The sequence below is a fragment of the Piscinibacter defluvii genome, from assembly GCF_004011805.1.
Lineage (GTDB): Bacteria > Pseudomonadota > Gammaproteobacteria > Burkholderiales > Burkholderiaceae_C > Piscinibacter > Piscinibacter defluvii.
The window spans coordinates 30,220-52,643 of record NZ_RCHJ01000005.1; the positions used below are offsets into that span (position 1 = coordinate 30,220).

Below are 22,424 nucleotides of genomic sequence, written 5' to 3' on the forward strand. Positions count from 1 at the left end.
GATGAGCACGCTGCCCGAGCGCATCGGCAAGTACCCCGTCACCGGCGTGCTCGGCGAGGGCGCGATGGGCGTGGTCTACCGCGCCGTCGACCCGGTGATCGAGCGCGTGGTGGCGATCAAGACCGTCAAGCGCGCGCTGCTGGACGCCGACGACGCGGGTGCGTCGTTCGCGGCGCGCTTCCGCCACGAGGCGCGTTCGGCCGGGCGGCTGGCGCACCCCGGCATCGTCGCCGTGTACGAGTACGGCGAGGAGGGCGACGCGGCCTGGCTGGTGATGGAGTATGTCGAGGGCCGCACGCTGGCGCAGCGGCTCGGGGCCGGTCCGGCGCCCGAGCTGCCCGAGATCCTGGCCCTGATGGAGCAGTTGCTCGACGCGCTCGGCCATGCGCATGCCCAGGGCGTGTGGCACCGCGACATCAAGCCGGCCAACCTGATCCTGACGCGCGAGGGCCGGCTCAAGATCGCCGACTTCGGCATCGCCCGCCTGGCCGAGGTGGCGCTGACGCAGACCTGCGCCAGCATCGGCACACCGGGCTACATGGCGCCCGAGCAGTACACCGGCCTGGGGCTGGACCACCGCGCCGACCTGTTCGCCGCCGGCGCGCTGCTGTACCGGCTGCTGACCGGCCGGCCGGCCTTCGTCGGAGCGCCCGACGCGGTGATGTACCAGGTGCTGCACGAGAACCCGCTGCCGCCGAGCCGGCACGGCGCCGCGCCGGCCTTCGACGCCGTGCTCGCCCGCGCGCTGGCGCGCGACCCGGCGGCACGTTTCCCCGACGCCGCGGCGCTGCGCGATGCGCTGCGCGAGGCCGCCGGCCGGCTCGACGACCTGCCCACGCGCGTGCTCGGCGTGCCGCCGGCCGGCTGCAGCCTCGGCGACCAGGAACGCACGGCCCTCGAGCAGGCGCTGGCCAGCGCGATCGGGCCGGTCGCGAAGGTGCTGCTGCGCCAGGCCGCGCAGACCGCCACCGACCGCGCCACGCTGATCCACGGGCTGGCCGGGCAGATCGGCGAGCCGACGCGGCGCGCGGCCTTCCTCGCCCGCGTGGGTGCGGCGCCGGTGGCCGGCCCGGCCACCTCGGCGGCTCCGGCGGCCACGGCCGCCCCGGGCGGGGCGCTCGACGCCGCCACGCTGGACCACGCGACGCGGGTGCTCACCACCCAGATCGGGCCGATCGCCAAGGTCCTGGTGCGCCAGGCCGCCTCGCGGGCCCGCAGCACCGAGCAGTTCTACGCCCTGCTGGCGCAGGGCACCGGCGCCGGCCCGGGCACGGCGTTGCTGCAGCAACTGCGCCGGCCGGGTTGATCCCATCACGTGTGTTGGGGGGGCGGGCTAGGGGGGCCGGGCGATGGTCCCGCCGTGGTGTGCTGCCTAGAGTGCAGGAACCCCATCGACACGAGGATCGCCCGATGACTTCTCCCTTCCTGGCCCGGCTGCGCTGCTGGGCACTGGCCGCGGCCGGCGCCGCGTGTTCGCTCGCCTTCGCCGCGCAGCCGCTGACCGACCCGCTCGAGGACACCTCCGGGCCGCTGCTCGGCGCCCCCGGCGCCAGCCTGCCCGATGCCGCCGGCACCCTCGCGCTGGACACCGGCGCCTCGACCACCGACCTGTCGACCAACGTGCCGACCGCGTGGTGGTTCTACACCGGCATCAACGCCACCCAGGTGGGCAACTACCTGAACGCCAACAACGCGCGGCTCACGGACATCGAGGTGCAGTCGGTCAGCGCCGGCGTGCCGACCTTCACCGTGCGCATGGTGCGCAACAGCGGCGCCTATGCGGTGCCCGGCTGGTGGTGGTACTACGGCCTGACGGCGGCTCAGGTGTCCACCTACCTGAACCAGAACACCGCCCGCCTCATCGACCTCGAGCCCTACGACATCGGCGGCGGCGTGATCCGCTACGCCGTCGTGATGGTGTCCAACACCGGCGCGGCGGCGCGCACCTGGTGGTGGTACTACGGCCAGACCTCGGCGCAGATCGCCAACCTGCTGCCCGGGCGCCGGCTGATCGACCTCGACAGCTACGGCACCGGGGCCAGCAAGCGCTACACCGCGGTGATGATCGCCAACACCGGCACCGACAACGAGGCCTGGGAGTGGTGGCTGAACCAGACGCCGGCCTCGATCTCGGCCAGGGTCAGCGCCTTCAACGGCCGCGTGATCAAGCTCGACCGCCAGGCCGACGGCACGTACAACTTCATCCAGGTGCGCAACACCGGCAGCGAGGCCACCGCGTGGTGGTACTGGTTCGGCTTCACCTCGCCGACGGCGCTGCTGAACTACGCCAACCAGCTCGGCGTGCGGCCGGTGGACATCGTCACCTACCTGAACTCGCTCGGCCAGCGCCGCTGGGACGCGGCCTTCATCGACAACACCAACGCCAGCACGCGGCGCATGCGTAACCTGTTCGGGCAGACCTTCCTGGATGCCAACGGCAACCCGACCCGCGGCATCTTCGAGGCCTACCTGAAGCAGGTGGGCGGCGCGGTCAAGGTCGACCTGAACTCGCGCCGGCGCGCCGAGACGGCCAGCTCGCTGAAGTCGCTGCACCTGCTGCACTCGATGCGGCGCGTGCAGGCCGGCACCGACACCCTGGCCTCGGCCTTCAACTACTACGAGTACGACCCGGTGCGCGGCAAGGACGCCTGCCCGGACCCGTCGCTCGAGACGCGCGCCAACCTGCGCACGAACTACAACTTCGAGACCGGGCTGGACGAGATGATGAGCATCTCCGACAACCGCACGACGCGCGGCGCGGTGATCCGCTACGGCGGCTTCGCACCGTTCAACAGCACCGCCACCTGGGCCGGCCTGACCGGCACCACGCTGCGCCACAACATCGGCTGCGCCTACCGCAACCTCTCCAACGACAAGTTCGAGCCGGCGACCCTGCGCAACGACACCACCGCCGCCGACCTGGCGCGCATCTACGAAGGCGTGTGGAACTCGACGCTGCTGACCGCGCAGAACGCCGCGCGTACCGAGTTCCTCGAGTCGGCCAACCCGCGCACCGGTGCCAGCGCCGGCCTGCAGGCGATCATCAACCAGGAGGCCGCCGCGCTCGGCAAGAGCGCGATCGCGGCGCAGTTCGGCGGCCTGGTGCGCACCTGGGGCAAGGGCGGCAGCTACGGCACCTGCCTGCCCAACTCGACCGGCGCCTGCGGGCAGAGGGTGATCATCCGCTCCGGCACCGGGCTGATCCGCCTGCCGGTGAAAGTGAGTGGCGCCACCGCCTACCGCACCTACTCGTTCGGCCGGCTGATCTCGGACGTGCCGGTGACCGACTGGAACGCGCCCATCGTGACCACCTACGACAATGCGTTCGGCAACCTGTCCAACGAGCTGTTCCGCGACGAGATCCGTGCGGCGCTGCAGACCTGGTGAGGCGACGGTGAGCACACGACTCTCGGTGCACGACCACCTGCGCGAGGCGCAGGCCGAGGCGGTGCGCTTTCACGGCAGTGCGCCGGTGCGGGCGTGGCGGCCGGCGCGCGACCGTCGCGCCGGGCTCGCCGCCGGTGCGCTGGGGCTCGCCATCGCGGCGACCCTGGCGCTGCTGGCCTGGCGCGGTGCCGACGAAGTGCCGGCCACGACCGTGGCGGTGCTGGATGCGCCGCGGGTCGAGCGCCCGTCGGCGCCCCAGGGGCTGCCGCTGGCCGATCCGCAGGATGCGGCCGCAGCCGCCGCCCTGGTGCTGCAGCCAGCCGCCACGGCGGTGGCCGACCCGGCCGCGCCAGCCGAACCGGCGGCCGAGCCGTTGCCGCCGTACGTGCCGCCGGCTGACCCGGAGGCCTGGGCGCTGCACCCACCGCTGGCGCCGGAGCCGGCGGTGCTGCCGGCGCCGCGGCCGCTGTTCAACACGCCGGAGCTGCCGGACGAGACGGCTGCCCCGGCGGCCGTCGAGCTCGCACCCGACGACGACAGCGGTGGCGGCAACGTCGAGCCCGAGCCGGTCGCTCAGCCCGGGTAGAGCCCGTGCACGCGGCCGAACAGCCGCGTGAGGCCGAACAGCGCGTCGATGTTCGGCGTCGGCACGTCCAGCCGCCGGCCCAGCTCGTGCACGACGCCGACGATGGCGTCGAGCTCCAGCGGGCGGCCGGCCTCCACGTCCTGCAGCATCGAGCTGCGGAAGGCGCCGAGCTTGCGCGTCACCGCGTGGCGGTCCTCCGGACCCTGCGCGATCGGGCAGCCCAGGCGTTCGCCGATCTGCGCTGCCTCGCGCATCGCGCGCGAGCAGAAGTCGCGCACCAGCGCATCGTCGAGCAGGCGGTCGGCGGTGGCGCCGGTGATCGCGCTGACCGGGTTGATGGTCAGGTTGCCCCACAGCTTGTACCAGATGTCGCTGCGGATCGCGGGCGAGACGGTCACCTCCAGGCCGGCCGCCCGCAGCAGCGCGCCGACGCGTTCGGCGCGCTCGCTGGAGCCGCCGCGCGGCTCGCCGACGATGAGCGCACGGCCCATGCGGTGTTCCACCAGGCCCGGCTCGGTGGTGGTGGCGGCGAGATGGACCACGCCGCCGAGCACGCGCTCGAACGGCAGCGCGGCGGCGATCGCGCCGTCCGGGTCCACGTGCGCCAGCGGCGCCGCGCCGAGCGCGGCCACGCCCTGGCCGAACCACCACGGCACGCCGTTCATGGCGGTCAGCACCAGCGTCTGCGGGCCGAGCAGCGGCGCCAGGCGCGGTGCCACCGAGGCGAGCGCCGGGGCCTTGACCGCGACGATCACCAGGTCCTGCGGGCCGAGCGCGGCCGGATCGTCGCTCGCCTGCGCCGGCGCGGTGTGCAGCTGCCCCGCCTCGCGCAGGCGCCAGCCCTGCTGCTGAAGCGCCGCCAGCGTGGCGCCGCGCGCCAATGCGCTGACCCGGGCCGCGCCCTGCAGCGCGAGCCGCGCGCCGAGAAAGCCGCCGATCGCGCCGGCGCCGACGATGCAGACCTTGTCCATCATGGGTGCTCCCTGAGCCGGGTGATGTCGATGAGGGAGGAGTCGAGCCCGGCCTCCCGGCATGACAGCGGGGTCGGTTCGCCGGCCAGGCGCGCCGCCGCGACCGCGCCCAGGGCGGGCGCGGTCTGGATGCCGTAGCCGCCCTGCGCGGCCAGCCAGAAGAAGCCGGGCGCCCGCGGGTCCTCGCCCACCACCGGTTCGCCGTCGGCCACGAACGAGCGCAGCCCGGCCCAGCTGCGGATCGGGCGGCGGATCGTGAACTGCGTGGCCGCCTCGAGCCGCGCGATGGCGGTGGCGATGTCGAGTTCCTCGGGCTGCACGTCCTGCGGCACGGTCGCGTCGGCATTGGCCGGCGAGGCGAGCAGCACGCCGGCGTCGGGCTTGAAGTACCACTGCTCGTCGATGTCGACCACGCAGGGCCAGTCCGCGACGGCCAGCCCGGCCGGCGGCGCGAAGGTGAAGGCCGAGCGGCGGCGCGGCTGCAGGCCGACGGGCGGCAGGCCGGCCAGGGCCGCGAGTTCGTCGGCCCAGGCGCCGGCGGCGTCCACCAGCTGAGAGGCCTGCCAGCGGCGCGGGCCGGCGCGCACGGACCAGCGCGTGCCGGTGCGTTCGATGGCGTCGATGCGCGCGTCGGTCACGAGCGTCGCCCCGCGCGCGCGGGCCCCGCGCAGGAAGCCCTGGTGCAGGGCGTGCACGTCGAGGTCGGCAGCGCCTTCGTCCCACAGGCCGGCGACGACACGTTCCGGGCGCAGCGCCGGCACGCGTGCCAGCACCTCGCCGGCACTCCGGCGCGGCAGGCCGAGCTCGGCGGCGGCTGCCTCGAGCGCCGCCTCCTGGCCGGGCGCGGCCACGCTCAGCGTGCCGCGCGGCCGCAGCAGCGGCGTGGCGCTGAAGCCGGCCGGCGGCGCTTCGAAGAACGCGCGGCTGGCGCGGGTGAGGGCGCGCACCGCCGGCGGCCCGTAGCTCTCGATGAACATCGCCGCGGAGCGTCCGGTGCTGTGCCAGCCCGGCTGCGATTCCGCCTCCAGCAGCACGACACGCCGCCGCGCCGCGGCGAAGTAGGCCAACGACGCGCCGGCGATGCCCGCGCCGACGATCAGCACATCGGTGTCGGCCGCATCCGTCATGCAGGCATGGTAGCCGGCCGCTGGCAGAATCTTCGCTGCCATGAGCAAGGCCTTCACGAAGGAATCCGACAGCGAGGACGACGAGGACCTCGCGTTGCCCGCACTGCCGCAGGGCAGCAAGAACTACGTCACCCCGCAGGGTTATGCGCGCCTGCGCGCCGAGCTGATGGGCCTGCTCGACGAGGAGCGGCCCAAGGTCGTCGAGGTGGTCTCCTGGGCCGCCAAGAACGGCGACCGTTCCGAGAACGGCGACTACCTGTACGGCAAGAAGCGCCTGCGCGAGATCGACCGGCGCATCCGCTTCCTGACCAAGCGGCTGGACATCGCCGAGGTGGTCGACCCCTCGGCCCACCACGGGCACGACCAGGTGTTCTTCGGCGCGACCGTCACCTACGCCAACCAGAAGGGCGAGGAGCGCACCATCACCATCAAGGGCATCGACGAGGCTGACAACCAGAAGGGCGAGGTGAGCTGGATCGCGCCGATCGCCCGCGCGCTGCTGAAGGCGCGCGTGGGCGACGAGGTGACGCTGCAGACCCCGGGCGGGCTGGAGCGCATCGAGGTGCTCGAGGTCGAGTACCCGAAACCTACGGCTTGACGCGGGCGACGCGCAGGACGGACGCGGTGCGCTTGAGCGTGCGCATCACCTCGGCCAGGTGCAGCCGGTCGCGCACCGACAGCAGCAGCTTCAGCTCGCTGGTGGTGGCGGCGCGTTCGTCGCCCATGTCGATGTGCGTGATGTCGGCCTCGGCCGAGGCCACCGCGGAGGCCACTTCGGCGAGCACGCCCTTGCCGTTGCGCAGCAGCAGTGCCACCGCGGTCTCGAACGGGCGGCTCGGCTGCTCGGCCCATTCCACGCTCATCCAGCGCTCGCTGTCGCGCTCGAACAGCCGCTTGCCGACGCTGCATTCGGCGGTGTGCACGGTCAGGCCCTCGCCGCGGCCGAGGTAGCCGACGATGGCGTCGCCCGGGATCGGCCGGCAGCACGCGGCCAGCTGCACCGAGGCGCCCTCGCTGCCGTCGATCAGCACCATGCCCTGCAGCGGCGCGTTGTCGTCGCTGGCGTAGCGGCCCATGGTCAGCGTCAGGGCGTCGGGGCGCTGGCCTTCGTCGGCCATCAGGCGGGCGATGCGCTTGGCCACGATGCTGGCGATCTTGCGCCCCAGGCCGATGTCGGTGAGCAGCTCGCTGCGGTGCCGGTTGCCGCTCCAGCGGGTGACCTGCTGCCACAGCGCGGCATGCTCCTCGCCCTCGCCGGGCAGCTGCAGGCCTTCGGCGCGCATCGCCTGCGCGAGCATCTTCTCGCCCAGATCCTGCGACTCCTCCTGCTCGAGCGTCTTCAGGTAGTGGCGGATCTTGGAGCGCGCCCGGCCCGTGCGCACGAAGTTCAGCCAGGCCGGATTCGGCCGCGCGTTCGGCGCGCTGACGATCTCGACCACGTCGCCGCTGTGCAGCTCGGTGCGCAGCGCGACCGGCTCGCCGTTGACCTTGGCGGCGACGCAGTGGTCGCCGACGTCGGAGTGGATCGCGTAGGCGAAGTCCACCGGCGTCGCGCCCTTGGGCAGCGCGAGGATCTTGGACTTGGGCGTGAAGACGTAGATCGCGTCGGGGAACAGGTCGATCTTGACGTGCTCGAGGAACTCGCTCGCGTCGCGCGTCTCGTCCTGGATGTCGAGCAGGCTCTGCAGCCACATCGCGCCCAGGCGCTGCGCGTCCTGGGCGTGGTTGCCGCCGGCGCCCTTGGACTTGTACATCCAGTGCGCCGCGATGCCCTTCTCGGCCACCGCATGCATCTGCTCGGTGCGGATCTGGAACTCCACCGCCGTGCCCAGCGGGCTGACCAGCGTGGTGTGCAGCGACTGGTAGCCGTTGGCCTTCGGGATCGCGATGTAGTCCTTGAAGCGGCCCGGCTGCGGCTTGTAGAGCTGGTGCAGCACGCCCAGCGCGAGATAACACTCGGGCAGCGTCTGCACGACGATGCGGAAGCCGAAGATGTCGTTCACCTGCGCGAAGCTGAGGTGCTTCTCGCGCATCTTCTTGTAGATCGAGAACAGCGTCTTCTCGCGGCCGTACACCTGGGCCGGCAGCTTGGCGCCGGCGAAGGCCTTCTCGACGTCGCGCTGGATGCGCTCGACCACGTCGCGCCGGTAGCCGCGCGCCCGCTGCACGGCCTTGGACAGCGCCGAGTGGCGCCACGGCCGCAGGTGCTGGAACGAGAGCTCCTGCAACTCGCGGTAGGTCTGGTTCAGGCCCAGGCGGTGCGCGATCGGTGCGTAGATGTCGAGCGTCTCGCCGGCGATGCGCACGCGCTTGGAGGGCACCATCGCCTCCATCGTGCGCATGTTGTGCAGCCGGTCGGCGAGCTTGATCAGGATGACGCGCACGTCGCGCGCCATCGCCAGCAGCATCTTGCGGAACGACTCGGCCTGCGACTCCTCGCGCGTCGAGAAGCGCAGCTTGTCCAGTTTCGTCAGGCCGTCGACCAGGTCGGCGGTCGGCGCGCCGAAGCGCTCGATCAGCTCGCTCTTGGCGATGCCGCAGTCCTCCATCGCGTCGTGCATCAGCGCGGCCATGATGGCCTGCACGTCGAGCTTCCAGTCGGCGCACAGGCCGGCCACCGCGATCGGGTGCGTGATGTAGGGCTCGCCGCTGGCGCGGCGCTGGCCCAGATGCGCCTCGTCGGCGAAGCGGTACGCGTCGCGCACGCGCTTGATCTCGGCGGCGTCGAGGTAGTCGAGCTTGGCGGTCAGGGCCGCGAAGGAGGCCGCCGAGGTTTCGGCGGCGCCGGGCTTGGGCGCCGGCGCGACACGCCGGCCCGGCACGACGGCCGGGTCGCTGATCGCATCGGGGGAGCGGGCGCCCATGCCGCGAATTTAGCAGGCCGATCCGGGGGCCTGCAGGGGCGGGGGGAAGCGGTCTAAGCCGGGAGGCTCAGACGGGGACCTTGCGCAGCATCTCGACGCCGACTTCGCCGGCGGCGATCTCGCGCAGCGCGGTGACGCCGGGCTTGTTCTTGGTCTCGATCTTCGGGGCGTGGCCCTGGCTCAGCATGCGCGCGCGGTAGGTGGCCGCGAGCACGAGCTGGAAGCGGTTCGGGATCTTGTGCAGGCAGTCTTCGACGGTGATGCGGGCCATGGAACGCTCTCGCGGACAGATGTCAGATGAGGTTCAGCGCGGCAAACACCTGGGACTTGTTGCGGCGCTGGGCGGCGTACTTGAGCCGCTGCGAGTGGACGACGGTCTTGAGATCGAACAGCGCCGTCTCGAAAAGAGCGTTGATTATAACGAAGTCGAAGTGCCGGGCCTGCGCCACCTCGAGCCGCGCGTTGGCCATGCGGGTCTCGATCACCTCGTGGCCGTCCTCGCCGCGGCGCATCAGGCGCTGGCGCAGCTCGTCCCAGCTCGGCGGCAGGATGAAGATCAGCACCGCGTGGCGGAACAGCTTCTTGATCTGCAGCGCGCCCTGCCAGTCGATCTCGAGCACCACGTCCTGGCCGTGCGCGATGCAGTCCTCGATCGCGGCGCGCGAGGTGCCGTACAGGTTGCCATGCACCTCGGCCCACTCGAAGAAGTCGCCGTGCTCGATCTTGGCGCGGAACTCGGGCTCGCTGATGAAGTGGTACTCGCGCCCGTCCTGCTCCTGGCCGCGCGGCTTGCGCGTGGTGTGCGAAACCGACACCATCAGGTGCGAATCGAGTTCGAGCAGCGCCTTGACCAGGCTCGACTTGCCGGCCCCGCTCGGCGCCGCGACGACGAAGAGGTTGCCGGGGTACTCGATCGGGGTGGCGGTGCTCATCGCCGCGGCAGTCTAGCAGCGGGTCGCCCCCGGGTTCGTCCGGATAACCGGGCGGCGTGCGGGCTGGTTCAATCCGGGTCGTTGGAAGCGCTTCCAAACGTACGGATTTCACGCCCCATGACCGCCCCGCTCGCCATCCCGCCCCGCTTCGCCGGCACCGACTTCACCTGGGGCGTGGCCACGGCCTCGTTCCAGATCGAGGGCGCGACCGAGGCCGACGGCCGGCTGCCCTCGATCTGGGACCGCTTCTGCGCCACGCCGGGCAAGGTGCTGAACGGCGACACCGGCGAGCCGGGCTGCGACCACTACCGGCGCTGGGAGAGCGATGTCGAGCTGATCGCCTCGCTCGGCGTGGATGCCTACCGGCTCTCGATCGCCTGGCCGCGTGTGCTGCGCGAGGACGGGTCACTCAACGAGAAGGGGCTGGACTTCTACCGCCGCCTGCTCGACCGCCTGGCCGAGCGCGGCGTGCAGCGCTACGTCACGCTCTACCACTGGGACCTGCCGCAGCACCTGCAGGACAAGGGCGGCTGGCTGAACCGCGAGACCGCATACCGCTTCGCCGACTACGCCGACCGGGTGAGCCGGGCGCTGGCCGGCCGGGTGAATGCCTGGATGACGCTCAACGAGCCCTGGTGCTCGGCCTTCCTCGGCCACGGCAACGGCCACCACGCGCCCGGGCTGGCCCACCCGCGTTATGCGATGCAGGCCATGCACCACCTGCTGCTCGGCCACGGCCTGGCGCTGCCGGCGCTGCAGGCGGGCGACCCCGCCGCGCGGCGCGGCATCGTCGCCAACGTGGGCCGAGGCACCACCGACGGCGCACGCGAGGCCGACCGCGAGGCGGCCCAGCTGTACGAGGTGATGCACAACGCCTGGGTGCTGGACCCGCTGTTCCTCGGCCAGTACCCGGCCGAACTGCAGCGCCTGTGGCCGGGCAGCGAGCCGCTGGTGCTCGCCGGCGACATGGCGGCGATCACCCGGCCGATCGACTTCCTCGGCATCAACTACTACTTCCGCAGCAACCTGCGCAGCAACGGCGCCGGCGGCTTCGTCGACATGCCGCTGCCGGGCGTCGAGCGCACGCAGATGGGCTGGGAGGTCTACCCGCAGGGGCTGGAAGACCTGCTGCGCGGCTTCAGGGCACGCTACGCGACGCTGCCGCCGATCTACATCACCGAGAACGGCATGGCTTCGGACGACAAGGTGGTCGACGGCCACGTCGACGACGCGCAGCGCATCAGCTACCTCGAGCGCCACATCGCCGCCGTCGCGCGCGCTGCCGAGGCCGGCGTGGACGTTCGCGGCTACTTCGTCTGGTCGCTGATGGACAACTTCGAATGGGCCTTCGGCTACGAGCGCCGCTTCGGGCTCGTGCACGTCGACTACGCGACCCAGCAGCGCACCCTGAAGAACAGCGCCCTGGCGCTGAAGGCGTTCCTCGCGGCTCGCCGCCGCTGACAACCACGGCCCACGAGGCCATCACGACGAAGGAGACAACGATGACTTCCCGCACCCTCGCGCCGATCGCGCTGGCCGCCGGCCTGGTGTTCAGCGGCCTGGCCCAGGCCCAGAAGGCCGAAGTGATCCACTGGTGGACCTCCGGCGGCGAAGCCGCCGCGATCAAGGAGTTCGCCGCGGCCTACACCAAGGCCGGCGGCACCTGGGTCGACACGCCGATCGCCGGCGGCGGCGGCGCGCAGGCGCGCACGGTGATGGCCAATCGCACGATGGGCGGCGACCCGCCCACCGCCGCCCAGTACAACTACGGCCGCCAGTACGAGGAGATCATCAAGGAAGGCCTGCTCAACGACCTGAACGACGTGGCGGCCAAGGGCAACTGGGACAAGCTGCTGCCCGAGAAGATCAAGAATGCGGTCAAGGTGAACGGCAAGTACTACGCCGTGCCGGTGAACCTCCACAACGAGAACTGGGTCTGGTTCAACAAGGCGGTGCTCGCCAAGGCCGGCGCGAAGGAGCCGACCAACCTCGACGAGATGTTCGCCGCGATGGACAAGGTCAAGGCGAGCGGCGCCATCCCGCTCGCGCTGGGCGGCCAGGGCTGGCAGGAGGGCATCACCTTCCGCGGCGTGCTGCTGGCCACCGGTGGCCAGGAGCTCTACAACAAGACCTTCAAGGACAAGGACACCTCCGGCCCCGGCTTCCGCAAGGCCGTGGAGACCTTCAAGAAGCTCAAGGGCTACGTCGATCCCGGCTCGCCGGGGCGCGACTGGAACCTCGCCACCGCGATGGTGATCGAGGGCAAGGCCGGCTTCCAGATGATGGGCGACTGGGCCAAGGGCGAGTTCGTCAACGCCGGCAAGGTGGCCGGCAAGGACTACGGCTGCTTCATGGCCGGCGGCCCGAAGATGCCCTACGCGATCGGCGGCGACGTGTTCGTGTTCCCGAAGCAGAAGGCGGCGGATGCCGCTGCGGCGCAGAAGAAGCTGGCCGAGCTGATGATCTCGCCGGAGATGCAGGTCGCCTTCAACAACAAGAAGGGCTCGATCCCGATCCGCACCGACGTCGACACCAGCAAGATGGACGTGTGCGCCCAGGCCGGCGTGCAGGCCATCAAGGAAGGCCGGCTGCTGGCGAGCGACAACGAGCTGCTCAGCCCCGACGCCAAGGGTGCGTTCGAGGACGTGGTCAGCAAGTTCTGGAACTCCGACATGTCGGTGGACGACGCCCTCAAGGCGATGACCGCGGCGCTCAAGCGCTGAGTGCCTGACCGCCCCCGGGGCCGGTGGCCCCGGGGCTCTCCATCGTCGAGGGGTCCGACATGGCTCGTCCGAAGCGGCGGCGCCTGAACCTGGCGCTGCACGCGGCACTGCTGCCGCTGGCCGTCACCGCGCTGCTGGCCTACGTGGGTTCGGTGCTGTGGAGCATCCGCATCTCGCTGTCGTCCTCGCGCCTGTTCCCGCGCGACGACTGGATCGGCCTGATGCAGTACGAGCGGCTGTTCGAGACCGACCGCTGGATCGTCTCGCTGAACCACCTCGGCATCCTGGCCGTGGTCTACATCCTCGGCGTGCTGGTGCTGGGCACGCTGATGGCGATCTTCATCGACCAGCAGGTGCGCGCCGAGAGCTGGTTCCGCACCATCTTCCTCTACCCCTACGCGATGAGCTTCGTCGTCACCGGGCTGGTGTGGCAGTGGCTGTTCAACCCCGGCCTCGGCCTGCAGAACGCCTTCCGCCAGATGGGCTGGGAGGGTTTCACGCTCGACTGGACGGTGCGGCCGGACATGGTGCTCTATGCCGTCGGCCTGGCGATGATCTGGCAGGGCAGCGGCACCACGATGGCGATCATCCTGGCCGCGCTGCGCGGCGTCGACGAGGAGCAGTGGAAGGCCGCGCGGCTCGATGGCGTCTCGCGCCCGCGCTACTACCTGAGCGTGGTGCTGCCGCAGCTCGGCCCGGCCTACGCCACCGCCTTCGTGCTGCTCGCGGTGGCGCTGGTGCGCACCTTCGACGTGGTGGTGGTGATGACCAGCGGCGGCCCGGGCGATGCCAGCGAGGTGCCGGCCAAGTTCATCATCGACCACCTGTTCGGGCGCAACAACATCGGGCTGGCCTCGGCCGCGTCGGTGGTGATGCTGTCCACCGTGTTCGCGGTGCTCGCGCCGCTGCTGTACTGGCGTTCGAAGGTCCAGGCGCGCCTGGCCGCGGGGCATTGAAATGCAGGCCGTCACGCAACCCACCCCCGCGCCGAGGCGGCGCCGCCCCTGGATCACGCCGGCGCGCGTGGGCATCTACGCCTTCCTGCTGGCCACCTCGGCGTTTTTCCTGCTGCCGCTGTACGTGATGGTGATCACCTCGCTGAAGACGCCCGAGGAGGTGCGCCAGGCGACGCTGTTCGCCTGGCCGGCCGCGCCGCAGTTCGGCAACTGGGTCGAGGCCTGGTCCCAGGCCTGCATCGCGCTGGCCTGCGAGGGCATCCAGGGCGGCTTCTGGAACTCGGTGCGCATCACCGTGCCGGCCACGGTGCTGTCGGTCTTCCTCGGCGCGCTGAACGGCTACGCGCTGAGCTTCTGGCGCTCGAAGTGGGGCGACATCCTGTTCGCCATCATGCTGCTGGGCGCCTTCGTGCCCTTCCAGGTGATGATCTACCCGCTGGTGGCCTGGTTCCGGCTCGGCGGCTTCTACAACACCTACTGGGCCATCCTGGTGGTGCACTGCGTGTTCGGCATGCCGGTGATGACGCTGCTGTTCCGCAACTACTACGTCGCCGTGCCGCTGGAGCTGTTCAAGGCCGCGCGCATCGACGGCGGTGGCTTCTGGCGCATCTTCTTCCAGCTGATGCTGCCGATGGCCACGCCGATGCTGATCGTCGCCACCATCCTGCAGGTGACCGGCATCTGGAACGACTTCCTGTTCGGCCTGATCTTCGCGGGCAAGGACAACCACCCGATGACCGTGCAACTGAACAACCTCGTCAACACCACCTTCGGCGAGCGCCGCTACCACATCGACATGGCGGCCACGATCCTCACCTCGCTGGTGCCGCTGGCGGTGTATTTCTTCTCCGGGCGCTGGTTCGTGCGCGGCATTGCCGCCGGCGCCGTCAAAGGGTGAACTGCATGGCCGGCGTACAGATCGACTCCCTGGACATCGTGTTCGGCAACGTCACGGTGCTGAAGGACCTCTCGCTCTCGGTCGCCGAGGGCGAGTTCCTGGTGCTGCTCGGCCCCTCGGGCTGCGGCAAGTCGACCCTGCTGCACACGCTGGCCGGCTTCAACGAGGTCAGCACCGGCCGCATCCGCATCGGCGAACGCGACGTCACCTGGGACGACCCGAAGGACCGCGGCATCGGCATGGTGTTCCAGAGCTACGCGCTCTACCCGACCATGAACGTCGAGCGCAACATGTCCTTCGGCCTGCGCGTGGCCGGCCTGCCGCGCGAGGAGATCGACAAGCGCGTGGCGCGCGCGGCGCAGATGCTGCACCTGACCGAGCTGCTCAAGCGCCGGCCCTCGCAGCTCTCTGGCGGACAGCGCCAGCGCGTGGCGATCGGCCGCGCGCTGGTGCGCGACGCGCAGGTCTACCTGTTCGACGAACCGCTGTCCAACCTCGACGCCAAGCTGCGCGCGGAACTGCGCCGCGAGCTGAAGCAGCTGCACCTGCAGCTCGGCACGACCATGGTCTACGTGACGCACGACCAGGTCGAGGCGATGACCCTGGCCAGCCGCATCGCGGTGATGCAGGGGGGGCGCATCCGCCAGATCGACACGCCGCAGCGCGTCTACGCCGAGCCGGTGGACATGTTCGTGGCGGGTTTCCTGGGCGCGCCGAGCATGAACTTCGTCGAGGGCCGCTTGCAGCGCGAGGCTGACCGGCTGTGGTTCGTCGCGCCCGCGCTGCGCGCCGACGTGAGCAGCTACCGCTTCGCCACGCCGCCGGCCGAGGGTGCCGCGGTGGTGCTGGGCGCGCGGCCGGAACATGTCGCGCTCTCGGGCGACGACGCCGCTGCCGCCGGCCGCGCGCGGGTGACGCTGGTCGAGCCGATGGGCTCGAACCAGGTCATCTGGCTCGACGCCTCCGGCACCCCGATCGCACTCGAGCGCACCGCCGGCGAGGCCCCGGCGGTGGGCGAGCAGCTGGGCTTCGCGCTGCGGCCGCAGGGCCTGTCGCTGTTCGACGCGAAGACCCAGATGCGCCTCTAGCCGTGGCCACGCTTGCAGACGTCGCCAGGCGCGCCGGGGTCGGCCTGGCCACCGCCTCGCGTGCGATCTCGGGGCGCGGTTCGGTCGCGCCGCAGACCCTGGCACGGGTGCGCGAGGCGGCCGCGGCGCTGGGGTTCACGCCCTCCAAGGTGGCGCGTGCGCTGAGCCGGCGCACCAGCGACATGATCGGCGTGTACGTGCCGTCCTTCTCGGGCGATTTCTACGGCCCGGTGCTGCAGAGCGTCGACGCCGAGCTGCGTGCGGCCGACCGCCACCTCGTCGCCGCCAACGGCTGCGGCGGCGGCGATGCGCGCCGGCAGGCGCTGGACGGCATCCGCTTCCTGATGGAGCGGCAGTGCGACGGCCTGCTGGTCATGAGCAACGCGCTGGTCGAGGACGATTTCGTCGCGCTGTGGCATGAGCAGCCGCGCCTGGTGCTCCTGAACCGGCTCAGCCCCGCGCAGCCGGAGCACTGCTTCGGCACCGACCACCGCCTCGCCGGGCGCCTGGCGGCGCGGGCGCTGCTGGCGCGCGGGCACCGCGAGATCGCCTGCGTCGCCGGCCCGCACAGCGCACCGGACAACGAGGAGCGCATGGCCGGCTTCCACGCCGAGCTGGCGGCGCATGGCGTGCACGTGGCGCCGGCGCACCAGGTCGAAGGCGACTTCAACCTCCCCGGCGGCCAGGCCGCCGCCGCCGAACTGCTGCGCCGCGGCGCGCTGCGCTGCACCGCGCTGTTCTGCGCCAACGACCTGATGGCGATGGCGGCGATCTCGGTGCTGGCCCACGCCGGCCTGCGCGTGCCGCAGGACGTCTCGGTGCTCGGCTACGACGACAGCGTGCTGGCCACCTACACCGCGCCGGCGCTGACCACGGTGCGTGTGCCCATCCGCGCGGCGGCCGAGAGCGCCTGCCGCTTCCTGCTCGACCAGTGCTACGGGCTGGCCCTGCCGGTCGAGCGCGAGTTCCCGCCCGAGATCGTGTGGCGCGAATCACTGGCCGCCGGGCCGCACCCGGCGCTCGCTCTGGAGACCTTCGCATGAAGCAGGCCGTCGCCATCGGCATCGTCGGCACGGGCAACATCTTCCCGGCCTACCTGAAGACCCTGCAGCGCTGCCCGCGCGTGCGCATCGTCGGCGTGGCCGATGCGGATGCGGCGCTGGCGCAGCGCCGCGCCCAGGAGGCCGGTGTGCCGGCCCGCACGCTCGACGAGCTGCTCGCCGGCGAGGCCGAGCTGATCCTCAACCTCACGCCGCCGCTGGCGCACCACGCCGTCGGCCTGCGTGTGCTGGAGGCCGGCAAGCACCTGTTCACCGAGAAGCCGCTGGCCGCGAACTTTGCCCACGGGCGCGCGCTGGTCGAGGCGGCGCGCGCGCGCGGCCTGCGCATCGGCTGCGCGCCCGACACCTTCCTCGGCGCCGGCGCGCAGGCGCTGCGGGCGCTGGTCGATGCCGGCACGGTCGGCACCATCCGCCACGGCAGCGGCCACTTCATGGTGCACGGGCCGGACGACTGGCACCCCAACCCGGCCTTCTTCTACCGCGCCGGCGCGGGGCCGATGCTGGACATCGGCGTCTACCACGTGACCCACCTCGTGCACGCGCTCGGCCCGGTGCGCACGCTGCGCGGCAGCGCGCACGTGACGCATGCGCGCCGGCCGATCCGCAGCGGCCCGAACGCCGGCCAGGTGCTGGAGGTCGAGGTGCCCACGCACCTGGTCACGCTGCTCGGCTTCGCCGGCGGCGCCGAGGTGGCCCTGACCACCAGCTTCGACGTCTGGCGGCACACCCATGCGCCGATCGAGTTGTACGGCGACGAGGGCACGCTGATCGGCCACGACCCCAACACCTTCGGCGGGACGGTGCGCTATGCGGTGCAGCGCGGCGACTGGCAGCGCGCGCCCGGCGGCCGCCCCTACCACCAGAACTCGCGCGGCATCGGCCTGATCGACATGGCGCTGGCGCTGCGCGAGGGCCGCCCGCACCGCTGCAGCGAGGCGCTCGCGCTGCACGTGCTGGAGGTGCTCGACGGCGCCGTCGAGGCCGGTCGCAGCGGTGCGACCCTCACGCTCACCACCACCTGCGAACGCCCGGCGCCGCTGGCCGGGCGGCTGTTCTGAACTCCCGGAGTACCTCATGCCCACCGCCGCCGTCCAGCTCTACAGCCTGCGTGAGGCAGGCGATCTCGACACCCAGCTCGCCCTCGTGAAGGAGGCCGGCTTCGAGGCCGTCGAGAGCGTGGCCACGCACGGCCTGGCGCCGGCCGAGTTCGCCGCGCGCGTGGCCGTGCACGGGCTGCGCGTGGCGTCGATGCATGTGTCGCTCGCGCTGCTCGAGGGCGAGCGCGCGACCATCGTCGAGGCCTGCCGGCTGACCGGCTGCCCGCTGGTCGTGATGCCCTGGCTGCCGATGGGCGAGCGTCCCAGCGGCGGCGCGGGCTGGACGGCGCTCGGCCGCCGCCTGGCCGCGCTCGGCGACACGCTGCAGCGCGAGGGCCTGCGCCTGGCCTACCACAACCACGAGTTCGAGTTCCTGCGCCACGACGGCCGCCTCGCGCTCGAATGGGTGCTGGATGCGAGTGCGCCCGCCCAGCTCGGCTGGGAGGCGGATCTCGGCTGGATCCACCGCGCCGGGGCCGACGCGGCGCACTGGCTCGAACGCTATTCCGACCGGCTGGTGGCCGTGCACGTGAAGGACGTCGCGCCCAACGGCAGCGCGGTCCACGAGGACGGCTGGGCCGTGCCGGGGCAGGGCGTGCTGCCCTGGGCCCAGCTGCTGCCGCTGGCCGCGGCGCGGGCCGGGCTGTTCATCCTCGAGCACGACCGCCCGGCCGACCCGGTGGCGCTGCTGCGCGCCGGGCGCGCCTTCCTGCGCGAGCGGCTCAGCGCGTAGCTGCCGCCGGCCGCGCGCGGTAGACGGTCTGCGCCGCCTCGTCGAGCGCGCGCAGCGCCGCCACCGCGGCGCGCGAGGGCGGGTGCCCGCGGCGCGTGATCAGGCCGAAACTGTCCATGCGCACCTGCAGATCGATCGGCAACACCGCCAGCATGCCGGCCTCGCAGTAGGGCCGCACCACCTCCTCGGGCAGCGCCACCAGCATGTCGGTGCGGCGCAGCAGGTTGGTGATCAGCGGCAGCGAGCCGCTCTCGACGATGCGTGCCGGCAGGCGCAGCCCGCGCTGCAGGAACATCGCCTCGACGCGCTCGCGCAGGATGCTCTCGGCCGCCGGCATCACCCAGGTGTGGTCCACCAGATCGGCCACGCGCAGCCGGCGGCGCTGCGTCAGCGGGTGGCCGGCGCGGGCGATCAGGTGGTGCGGCTCCTCGGCCAGCGGCTCGACCCGCAGCACGTCGGCATGCTCGGCGTCCAGCACGCGGCCGATCACGAGGTCGAGCCGACCCTGCAGCAGCCTGGCCACCAGCGGCCGGCTGGTGTCGATCTCCACGCTGACCTGCATGCGCGGGTGCTCGCGCTCGAGCATCGAGATGGCCATCGGCAGCAGGTCGGTCGCCGGGCTGAGCACGCTGCCGATCGCGACCTTCAGGCGCTCGCCGCGCTTGAGCGCCTCGACCTCCTCCTGCGCGCGGCGAATCTCGGCCAGCACCGAGTGCGCATGCCGCATCACGATCTCGCCGTAGGGCGTGGGCTCGACGCCGCGCGCATGGCGCTCGAACAGCGGCACCCCGAGCGTCTTCTCCAGCTCGCGCAGCAGCTTGGAGGCGGCCGGCTGGCTCATGCCCACCGCGTCGGCGGCGCGCAGCACCGAGCGGTCGCGGTCGAGCTGCGCCAGCAGCACGAACTGGCGCGTGGTCAGGCGCGCGGGCGAAAGGCGGGCAGGGGTCGTGCTCATGCGGGAAAGCCCCGAGCGAGATATCCACCATCAATATACCTCGAGCCCAACAATTCATTTGTTCGGCATACCCGCAACCTCTAGGCTTCGCCCCCATGACCTGGCCCACCACGCTCCCGCTGATCGCGATCCTGCGCGGCATCCGCCCCGACGAGGCCCTGCCGCATGCGCAGGCGCTGGTCGATGCCGGCTTCGACGCGATCGAGATCCCGCTGAACTCGCCCGACTGGGCGCTGAGCGTGCGCCGCGTGGCCGACGTGCTCGGCAGTCGCGCGCTGATCGGCGGCGGCACGGTGCTGCGCAACGAGCAGGCCGATGCACTCGCCGCGGCCGGCGGCCGGCTCGTCGTCACGCCGAACACGCGGCCGTCGCTGATCGCCCATGCGGTGGCGCGCGGTCTGCACGTCGCGGCTGGCTTCGCCACCGCGAGCGAGGCCTTCGACGCGCTCGACGCCGGCGCGCGGGCACTGAAGCTCTTTCCGGCCACGACCTACGGGCCGGGCCACGTCAAGGCGCTCAAGGCGGTGCTGCCGCCGGTGCCGCTGTTCGCGGTCGGCGGCATCACGCCGGCCAACCTGGCCGAGTACCTGAAGGCCGGCTGCCTCGGCGCCGGGCTCGGCAGCGACCTCTACAAGCCCGGGCAGGACGTCGCGCGCACCGCCGCGATGGCTCGTGCCTTCGTCGACGCCTACCGGCAGGCCACCGCATGAAGATCACTAAGCTCAGCACCTACCGCGTCGCGCCGCGCTGGATGTTCCTGAAGGTCGAGACCGACGAGGGCATCAGCGGCTGGGGCGAGCCCGTCATCGAGGGCCGCGCGCGCACCGTCGAGGCCGCCGTGCACGAGTTCGCCGACACGCTGGTCGGCCAGGACCCGATGCGCATCAACGACCTGTGGCAGACCATGTACCGCAGCCACTTCTACCGCGGCGGCGCGATCCTGATGAGCGCCATCGCGGGCATCGACCAGGCGCTGTGGGACATCAAGGGCAAGGCGCTCGGCGTGCCGGTCTACGAGCTGCTCGGCGGCCGCGTGCGCGACCGCATGAAGGTCTACAGCTGGGTCGGCGGCGACCGACCGGCCGACATCGTCGAGGACATGCAGCGCCTGATGGAAGGCGGCTTCGACACCTTCAAGCTCAACGGCACCGAGGAGCTGGCGCTGCTCGACTCGCCGCGCGCCATCGACGCCGCGGTGGCCAAGATCGCCGGCGTGCGCGAGGCGCTGGGCACGCGCATCGACTTCGGGCTCGACTTCCACGGCCGCGTCTCGGCGCCGATGGCCAAGCCGCTGCTCAAGGAACTGGAGCCGTTCCGGCCGCTGTTCGTCGAGGAGCCGGTGCTGGCCGAGCAGGCCGAGCAGTACCCACGCCTGGCGGCCCACACCTCGATCCCGCTGGCCGCGGGCGAGCGCATGTTCTCGCGCTTCGAGTTCAAGCGCGTGCTGGCCGAGGGCGGCATCGCGATCCTGCAGCCCGATCTCTCGCACGCCGGGGGCATCACCGAGTGCCACAAGATCGCCGCGATGGCCGAGGCGCACGACGTGGCCTTCGCGCCGCACTGCCCGCTCGGGCCGGTGGCGCTGGCCGCCTGCCTGCAGGTGGACTTCACCGCCTACAACGCGGTGCTGCAGGAGCAGAGCATGGGCATCCACTACAACCGCGGGGCCGAGCTGCTCGACTACGTGCACAACAAGGACGACTTCCGCATCGTCGAGGGCTACATCCACGCGCTGCCCGGGCCGGGCCTGGGCGTGGAGATCGACGAGGAGCGCATCGTGCACGCGAGCCGCCACGCGCCGGACTGGCACAACCCGGTGTGGCGGCACAAGGACGGCTCCGTGGCCGAATGGTGAGCGACGACACAACACGGCAGGAGACACCATGGCAGGCATCACGCTGAAGGGCGTCGGCAAGACCTACGCGGGCGCATCCGCACCGACGATCCGCAACGTCGACCTCGAGATCGCGCAGGGCGAGTTCTGCGTCTTCGTCGGGCCCTCGGGCTGCGGCAAGTCGACCCTGCTGCGCATGATCGCCGGGCTGGAGGACATCTCCACCGGCACGCTCGCCATCGGCGGCGAGGTGATGAACGACGTGCCCTCCGCGCAGCGCGGCGTGGCGATGGTGTTCCAGAGCTATGCGCTCTTTCCGCACATGACGGTGCGCGAGAACATGGGCTTCGGCCTCTCGCTGGCGAAGGTGGACAAGCGCGTGATCGCCGAAAAGGTCGGCGCCGCGGCGAAGATCCTGCAGCTCGAGCACCTGCTCGACCGGCACCCGAAGGCGCTCTCCGGCGGGCAGCGCCAGCGCGTCGCGATCGGCCGCGCGATCGTGCGCGAACCGGGGGTGTTCCTGTTCGACGAGCCGCTGTCCAACCTCGACGCGGCGCTGCGTGTGCAGACCCGCTTCGAGATCGCCAAGATCCACCGCGACTTCGGCCGCGCCTCGACGGTGTACGTGACGCACGACCAGGTCGAGGCGATGACGCTCGCGGATCGCATCCTGCTGCTGAACGCCGGCGAGGCCGTGCAGCGCGAGGGCAGCGTGGCGCAATGCGGCGCGCCGCTGGAGCTCTACCACCGGCCGCGCAACCTGTTCGTGGCCGGCTTCATCGGCAGCCCGAAGATGAACTTCCTGCCGGCCACGCTGGTGGTGGCCCAGACCGGCCTGGCGCGCCTGCAGCTGCGCAGTGGCGAGACGGTGGAGGCGGCCGTCGATGCGCTGGCCCTGCCGGCCGGCGCGGCGGTGACGGTCGGCATCCGCCCCGAGGACGCCGAGGTCGGCGCCGGCGGCCAGGCCCTGGTACGCGAGGTGCAGTGGCAGGAGCGGCTCGGCGAAGTCACCTACCTGTACCTGCGCGGCGAGTCGGCCACCGAGCCGGTGGTGGTGAAGGCGCCGGGGCACCTGCATGCCGCGGCCGGGCAGCGTGTCGCGGTGAGCCTGCCCGCCAGCTGCGTGCATGTCTTCGATGCCCAGGGCCTGTCCTTGCCGCGCTGCGTGCAGGACAGCGACCTGCCCGTTCCGCAAGCCGCCTGAACACCCGC

The 22,424-nt window shown here is 71.8% G+C and carries 21 protein-coding genes; 15 read left to right on the forward strand and 6 right to left on the reverse strand.

Going from position 1 to position 22,424, the window contains the following annotated elements; all coding sequences use genetic code 11:
* Position 1 precedes the first annotated feature (1 nt).
* The 3 genes from D9C15_RS15695 to D9C15_RS15705 all read left to right on the forward strand — a co-directional run bounded on the left by D9C15_RS15695 (position 2) and on the right by D9C15_RS15705 (position 3,973).
* Positions 2 to 1,306: a serine/threonine-protein kinase gene (locus D9C15_RS15695; protein ID WP_127998906.1), complete on the forward strand. Its 1,305-nt coding sequence runs from the start codon at positions 2 to 4 to the stop codon at positions 1,304 to 1,306.
* A 104-nt stretch (positions 1,307 to 1,410) separates the two neighbouring features.
* Positions 1,411 to 3,387 carry a serine hydrolase gene (locus D9C15_RS15700; protein WP_127998908.1) on the forward strand — a complete coding sequence of 659 codons (1,977 nt, stop codon included), beginning with the start codon at positions 1,411 to 1,413 and terminating at the stop codon, positions 3,385 to 3,387.
* A 7-nt stretch (positions 3,388 to 3,394) separates the two neighbouring features.
* Positions 3,395 to 3,973 carry a hypothetical protein gene (locus D9C15_RS15705; protein WP_127998910.1) on the forward strand — a complete coding sequence of 193 codons (579 nt, stop codon included), beginning with the start codon at positions 3,395 to 3,397 and terminating at the stop codon, positions 3,971 to 3,973.
* On the opposite strand, the gene D9C15_RS15710 is transcribed toward D9C15_RS15705, so the two are convergent.
* On the reverse strand, positions 3,961 to 4,947 hold the full coding sequence (locus D9C15_RS15710) for a 2-dehydropantoate 2-reductase (RefSeq protein WP_127998912.1): 987 nt from the start codon (positions 4,945 to 4,947) through the stop codon (positions 3,961 to 3,963). The two genes, D9C15_RS15705 and D9C15_RS15710, sit on opposite strands and share 13 nt — an antisense overlap.
* Complete coding sequence (locus D9C15_RS15715; protein WP_127999598.1) at positions 4,944 to 6,071, reverse strand: NAD(P)/FAD-dependent oxidoreductase; 1,128 nt, start codon at positions 6,069 to 6,071, stop codon at positions 4,944 to 4,946. The genes D9C15_RS15710 and D9C15_RS15715 overlap by 4 nt, the downstream gene beginning before the upstream one ends.
* A 40-nt stretch (positions 6,072 to 6,111) precedes the next feature.
* Here D9C15_RS15715 and greB point away from each other — a divergent pair, with 40 nt between their 5' ends.
* Positions 6,112 to 6,669: a transcription elongation factor GreB gene (greB, locus tag D9C15_RS15720; protein WP_127998914.1), complete on the forward strand. Its 558-nt coding sequence runs from the start codon at positions 6,112 to 6,114 to the stop codon at positions 6,667 to 6,669.
* Here the strand turns inward: greB and D9C15_RS15725 are convergent.
* The 3 genes from D9C15_RS15725 to gmk form a co-directional block, all read right to left on the reverse strand.
* Complete coding sequence (locus D9C15_RS15725; RefSeq protein WP_127998916.1) at positions 6,659 to 8,935, reverse strand: RelA/SpoT family protein; 2,277 nt, start codon at positions 8,933 to 8,935, stop codon at positions 6,659 to 6,661. The two genes, greB and D9C15_RS15725, sit on opposite strands and share 11 nt — an antisense overlap.
* 67 nt (positions 8,936 to 9,002) lie before the next feature.
* Positions 9,003 to 9,206 carry a DNA-directed RNA polymerase subunit omega gene (gene rpoZ / locus D9C15_RS15730; RefSeq protein WP_112190943.1) on the reverse strand — a complete coding sequence of 68 codons (204 nt, stop codon included), beginning with the start codon at positions 9,204 to 9,206 and terminating at the stop codon, positions 9,003 to 9,005.
* 22 nt (positions 9,207 to 9,228) lie between these two features.
* Positions 9,229 to 9,849 carry a guanylate kinase gene (gene gmk, locus D9C15_RS15735; protein ID WP_127999600.1) on the reverse strand — a complete coding sequence of 207 codons (621 nt, stop codon included), beginning with the start codon at positions 9,847 to 9,849 and terminating at the stop codon, positions 9,229 to 9,231.
* A gap of 135 nt (positions 9,850 to 9,984) precedes the next feature.
* Between gmk and D9C15_RS15740 the strand changes: the two genes are divergently transcribed.
* The 8 genes from D9C15_RS15740 to D9C15_RS15775 are packed head-to-tail and all read left to right on the forward strand — an operon-like array spanning position 9,985 to position 18,423.
* Entirely contained in the window at positions 9,985 to 11,328 is a 1,344-nt protein-coding gene (locus D9C15_RS15740) for a GH1 family beta-glucosidase (protein ID WP_127998918.1), read from the forward strand.
* A gap of 41 nt (positions 11,329 to 11,369) precedes the next feature.
* Positions 11,370 to 12,590, forward strand: coding sequence for an ABC transporter substrate-binding protein (locus D9C15_RS15745; protein ID WP_127998920.1), 1,221 nt, complete (start codon positions 11,370 to 11,372; stop codon positions 12,588 to 12,590).
* Between the two features lie 59 nt (positions 12,591 to 12,649).
* Positions 12,650 to 13,546, forward strand: a complete 897-nt coding sequence (locus tag D9C15_RS15750) for a carbohydrate ABC transporter permease (RefSeq protein WP_127998922.1) — start codon at positions 12,650 to 12,652, stop codon at positions 13,544 to 13,546.
* Between the two features lies 1 nt (position 13,547).
* Positions 13,548 to 14,444 (forward strand): carbohydrate ABC transporter permease, encoded by an 897-nt coding sequence (locus tag D9C15_RS15755; protein ID WP_127998924.1) that lies wholly within the window; start codon positions 13,548 to 13,550, stop codon positions 14,442 to 14,444.
* A gap of 5 nt (positions 14,445 to 14,449) precedes the next feature.
* A complete protein-coding gene (locus tag D9C15_RS15760; protein ID WP_127998926.1) occupies positions 14,450 to 15,532 on the forward strand; it encodes an ABC transporter ATP-binding protein in 1,083 nt (360 codons plus the stop codon).
* Positions 15,533 to 15,534: 2 nt separating this feature from the next.
* The gene (locus D9C15_RS15765) at positions 15,535 to 16,575 is read left to right on the forward strand and encodes a LacI family DNA-binding transcriptional regulator (RefSeq protein ID WP_127998927.1); all 1,041 of its coding nucleotides are present in this window, start codon (positions 15,535 to 15,537) and stop codon (positions 16,573 to 16,575) included.
* Positions 16,572 to 17,651, forward strand: a complete 1,080-nt coding sequence (locus D9C15_RS15770) for a Gfo/Idh/MocA family protein (protein WP_127998929.1) — start codon at positions 16,572 to 16,574, stop codon at positions 17,649 to 17,651. The genes D9C15_RS15765 and D9C15_RS15770 overlap by 4 nt, the downstream gene beginning before the upstream one ends.
* A 16-nt stretch (positions 17,652 to 17,667) precedes the next feature.
* Positions 17,668 to 18,423: a sugar phosphate isomerase/epimerase family protein gene (locus tag D9C15_RS15775; RefSeq protein ID WP_127998931.1), complete on the forward strand. Its 756-nt coding sequence runs from the start codon at positions 17,668 to 17,670 to the stop codon at positions 18,421 to 18,423.
* Here D9C15_RS15775 and D9C15_RS15780 read toward each other — a convergent pair.
* Positions 18,413 to 19,378, reverse strand: a complete 966-nt coding sequence (locus tag D9C15_RS15780) for a LysR substrate-binding domain-containing protein (RefSeq protein WP_127998933.1) — start codon at positions 19,376 to 19,378, stop codon at positions 18,413 to 18,415. The genes D9C15_RS15775 and D9C15_RS15780 overlap by 11 nt on opposite strands.
* Positions 19,379 to 19,473: 95 nt before the next feature.
* On the opposite strand from D9C15_RS15780, the gene D9C15_RS15785 reads away from it, so the two are divergent.
* The 3 genes from D9C15_RS15785 to D9C15_RS15795 are packed head-to-tail and all read left to right on the forward strand — an operon-like array spanning position 19,474 to position 22,416.
* On the forward strand, positions 19,474 to 20,088 hold the full coding sequence (locus D9C15_RS15785) for a 2-dehydro-3-deoxy-6-phosphogalactonate aldolase (protein ID WP_127998935.1): 615 nt from the start codon (positions 19,474 to 19,476) through the stop codon (positions 20,086 to 20,088).
* The gene (gene dgoD, locus D9C15_RS15790; RefSeq protein WP_127998937.1) at positions 20,085 to 21,233 is read left to right on the forward strand and encodes a galactonate dehydratase; all 1,149 of its coding nucleotides are present in this window, start codon (positions 20,085 to 20,087) and stop codon (positions 21,231 to 21,233) included. The genes D9C15_RS15785 and dgoD overlap by 4 nt, the downstream gene beginning before the upstream one ends.
* 28 nt (positions 21,234 to 21,261) lie before the next feature.
* Complete coding sequence (locus tag D9C15_RS15795; protein WP_127998939.1) at positions 21,262 to 22,416, forward strand: ABC transporter ATP-binding protein; 1,155 nt, start codon at positions 21,262 to 21,264, stop codon at positions 22,414 to 22,416.
* The last annotated feature ends 8 nt before the right edge of the window (positions 22,417 to 22,424 follow it).

Coding starts and splice junctions, on each gene's coding strand:
- D9C15_RS15695 (WP_127998906.1), top strand. CDS start 2: ATGAGCACGCTGCCCGAGCGCATCGGCAAGTACCCCGTCACCGGCGTG.
- D9C15_RS15770 (WP_127998929.1), top strand. CDS start 16,572: ATGAAGCAGGCCGTCGCCATCGGCATCGTCGGCACGGGCAACATCTTC.
- D9C15_RS15775 (WP_127998931.1), top strand. CDS start 17,668: ATGCCCACCGCCGCCGTCCAGCTCTACAGCCTGCGTGAGGCAGGCGAT.
- dgoD (WP_127998937.1), top strand. CDS start 20,085: ATGAAGATCACTAAGCTCAGCACCTACCGCGTCGCGCCGCGCTGGATG.
- D9C15_RS15785 (WP_127998935.1), top strand. CDS start 19,474: ATGACCTGGCCCACCACGCTCCCGCTGATCGCGATCCTGCGCGGCATC.
- greB (WP_127998914.1), top strand. CDS start 6,112: ATGAGCAAGGCCTTCACGAAGGAATCCGACAGCGAGGACGACGAGGAC.
- D9C15_RS15755 (WP_127998924.1), top strand. CDS start 13,548: ATGCAGGCCGTCACGCAACCCACCCCCGCGCCGAGGCGGCGCCGCCCC.
- D9C15_RS15715 (WP_127999598.1), bottom strand. CDS start 6,071: ATGACGGATGCGGCCGACACCGATGTGCTGATCGTCGGCGCGGGCATC.
- D9C15_RS15700 (WP_127998908.1), top strand. CDS start 1,411: ATGACTTCTCCCTTCCTGGCCCGGCTGCGCTGCTGGGCACTGGCCGCG.
- D9C15_RS15710 (WP_127998912.1), bottom strand. CDS start 4,947: ATGATGGACAAGGTCTGCATCGTCGGCGCCGGCGCGATCGGCGGCTTT.
- D9C15_RS15795 (WP_127998939.1), top strand. CDS start 21,262: ATGGCAGGCATCACGCTGAAGGGCGTCGGCAAGACCTACGCGGGCGCA.
- D9C15_RS15760 (WP_127998926.1), top strand. CDS start 14,450: ATGGCCGGCGTACAGATCGACTCCCTGGACATCGTGTTCGGCAACGTC.
- D9C15_RS15740 (WP_127998918.1), top strand. CDS start 9,985: ATGACCGCCCCGCTCGCCATCCCGCCCCGCTTCGCCGGCACCGACTTC.
- D9C15_RS15750 (WP_127998922.1), top strand. CDS start 12,650: ATGGCTCGTCCGAAGCGGCGGCGCCTGAACCTGGCGCTGCACGCGGCA.
- D9C15_RS15780 (WP_127998933.1), bottom strand. CDS start 19,378: ATGAGCACGACCCCTGCCCGCCTTTCGCCCGCGCGCCTGACCACGCGC.
- D9C15_RS15745 (WP_127998920.1), top strand. CDS start 11,370: ATGACTTCCCGCACCCTCGCGCCGATCGCGCTGGCCGCCGGCCTGGTG.
- rpoZ (WP_112190943.1), bottom strand. CDS start 9,206: ATGGCCCGCATCACCGTCGAAGACTGCCTGCACAAGATCCCGAACCGC.
- D9C15_RS15725 (WP_127998916.1), bottom strand. CDS start 8,935: ATGGGCGCCCGCTCCCCCGATGCGATCAGCGACCCGGCCGTCGTGCCG.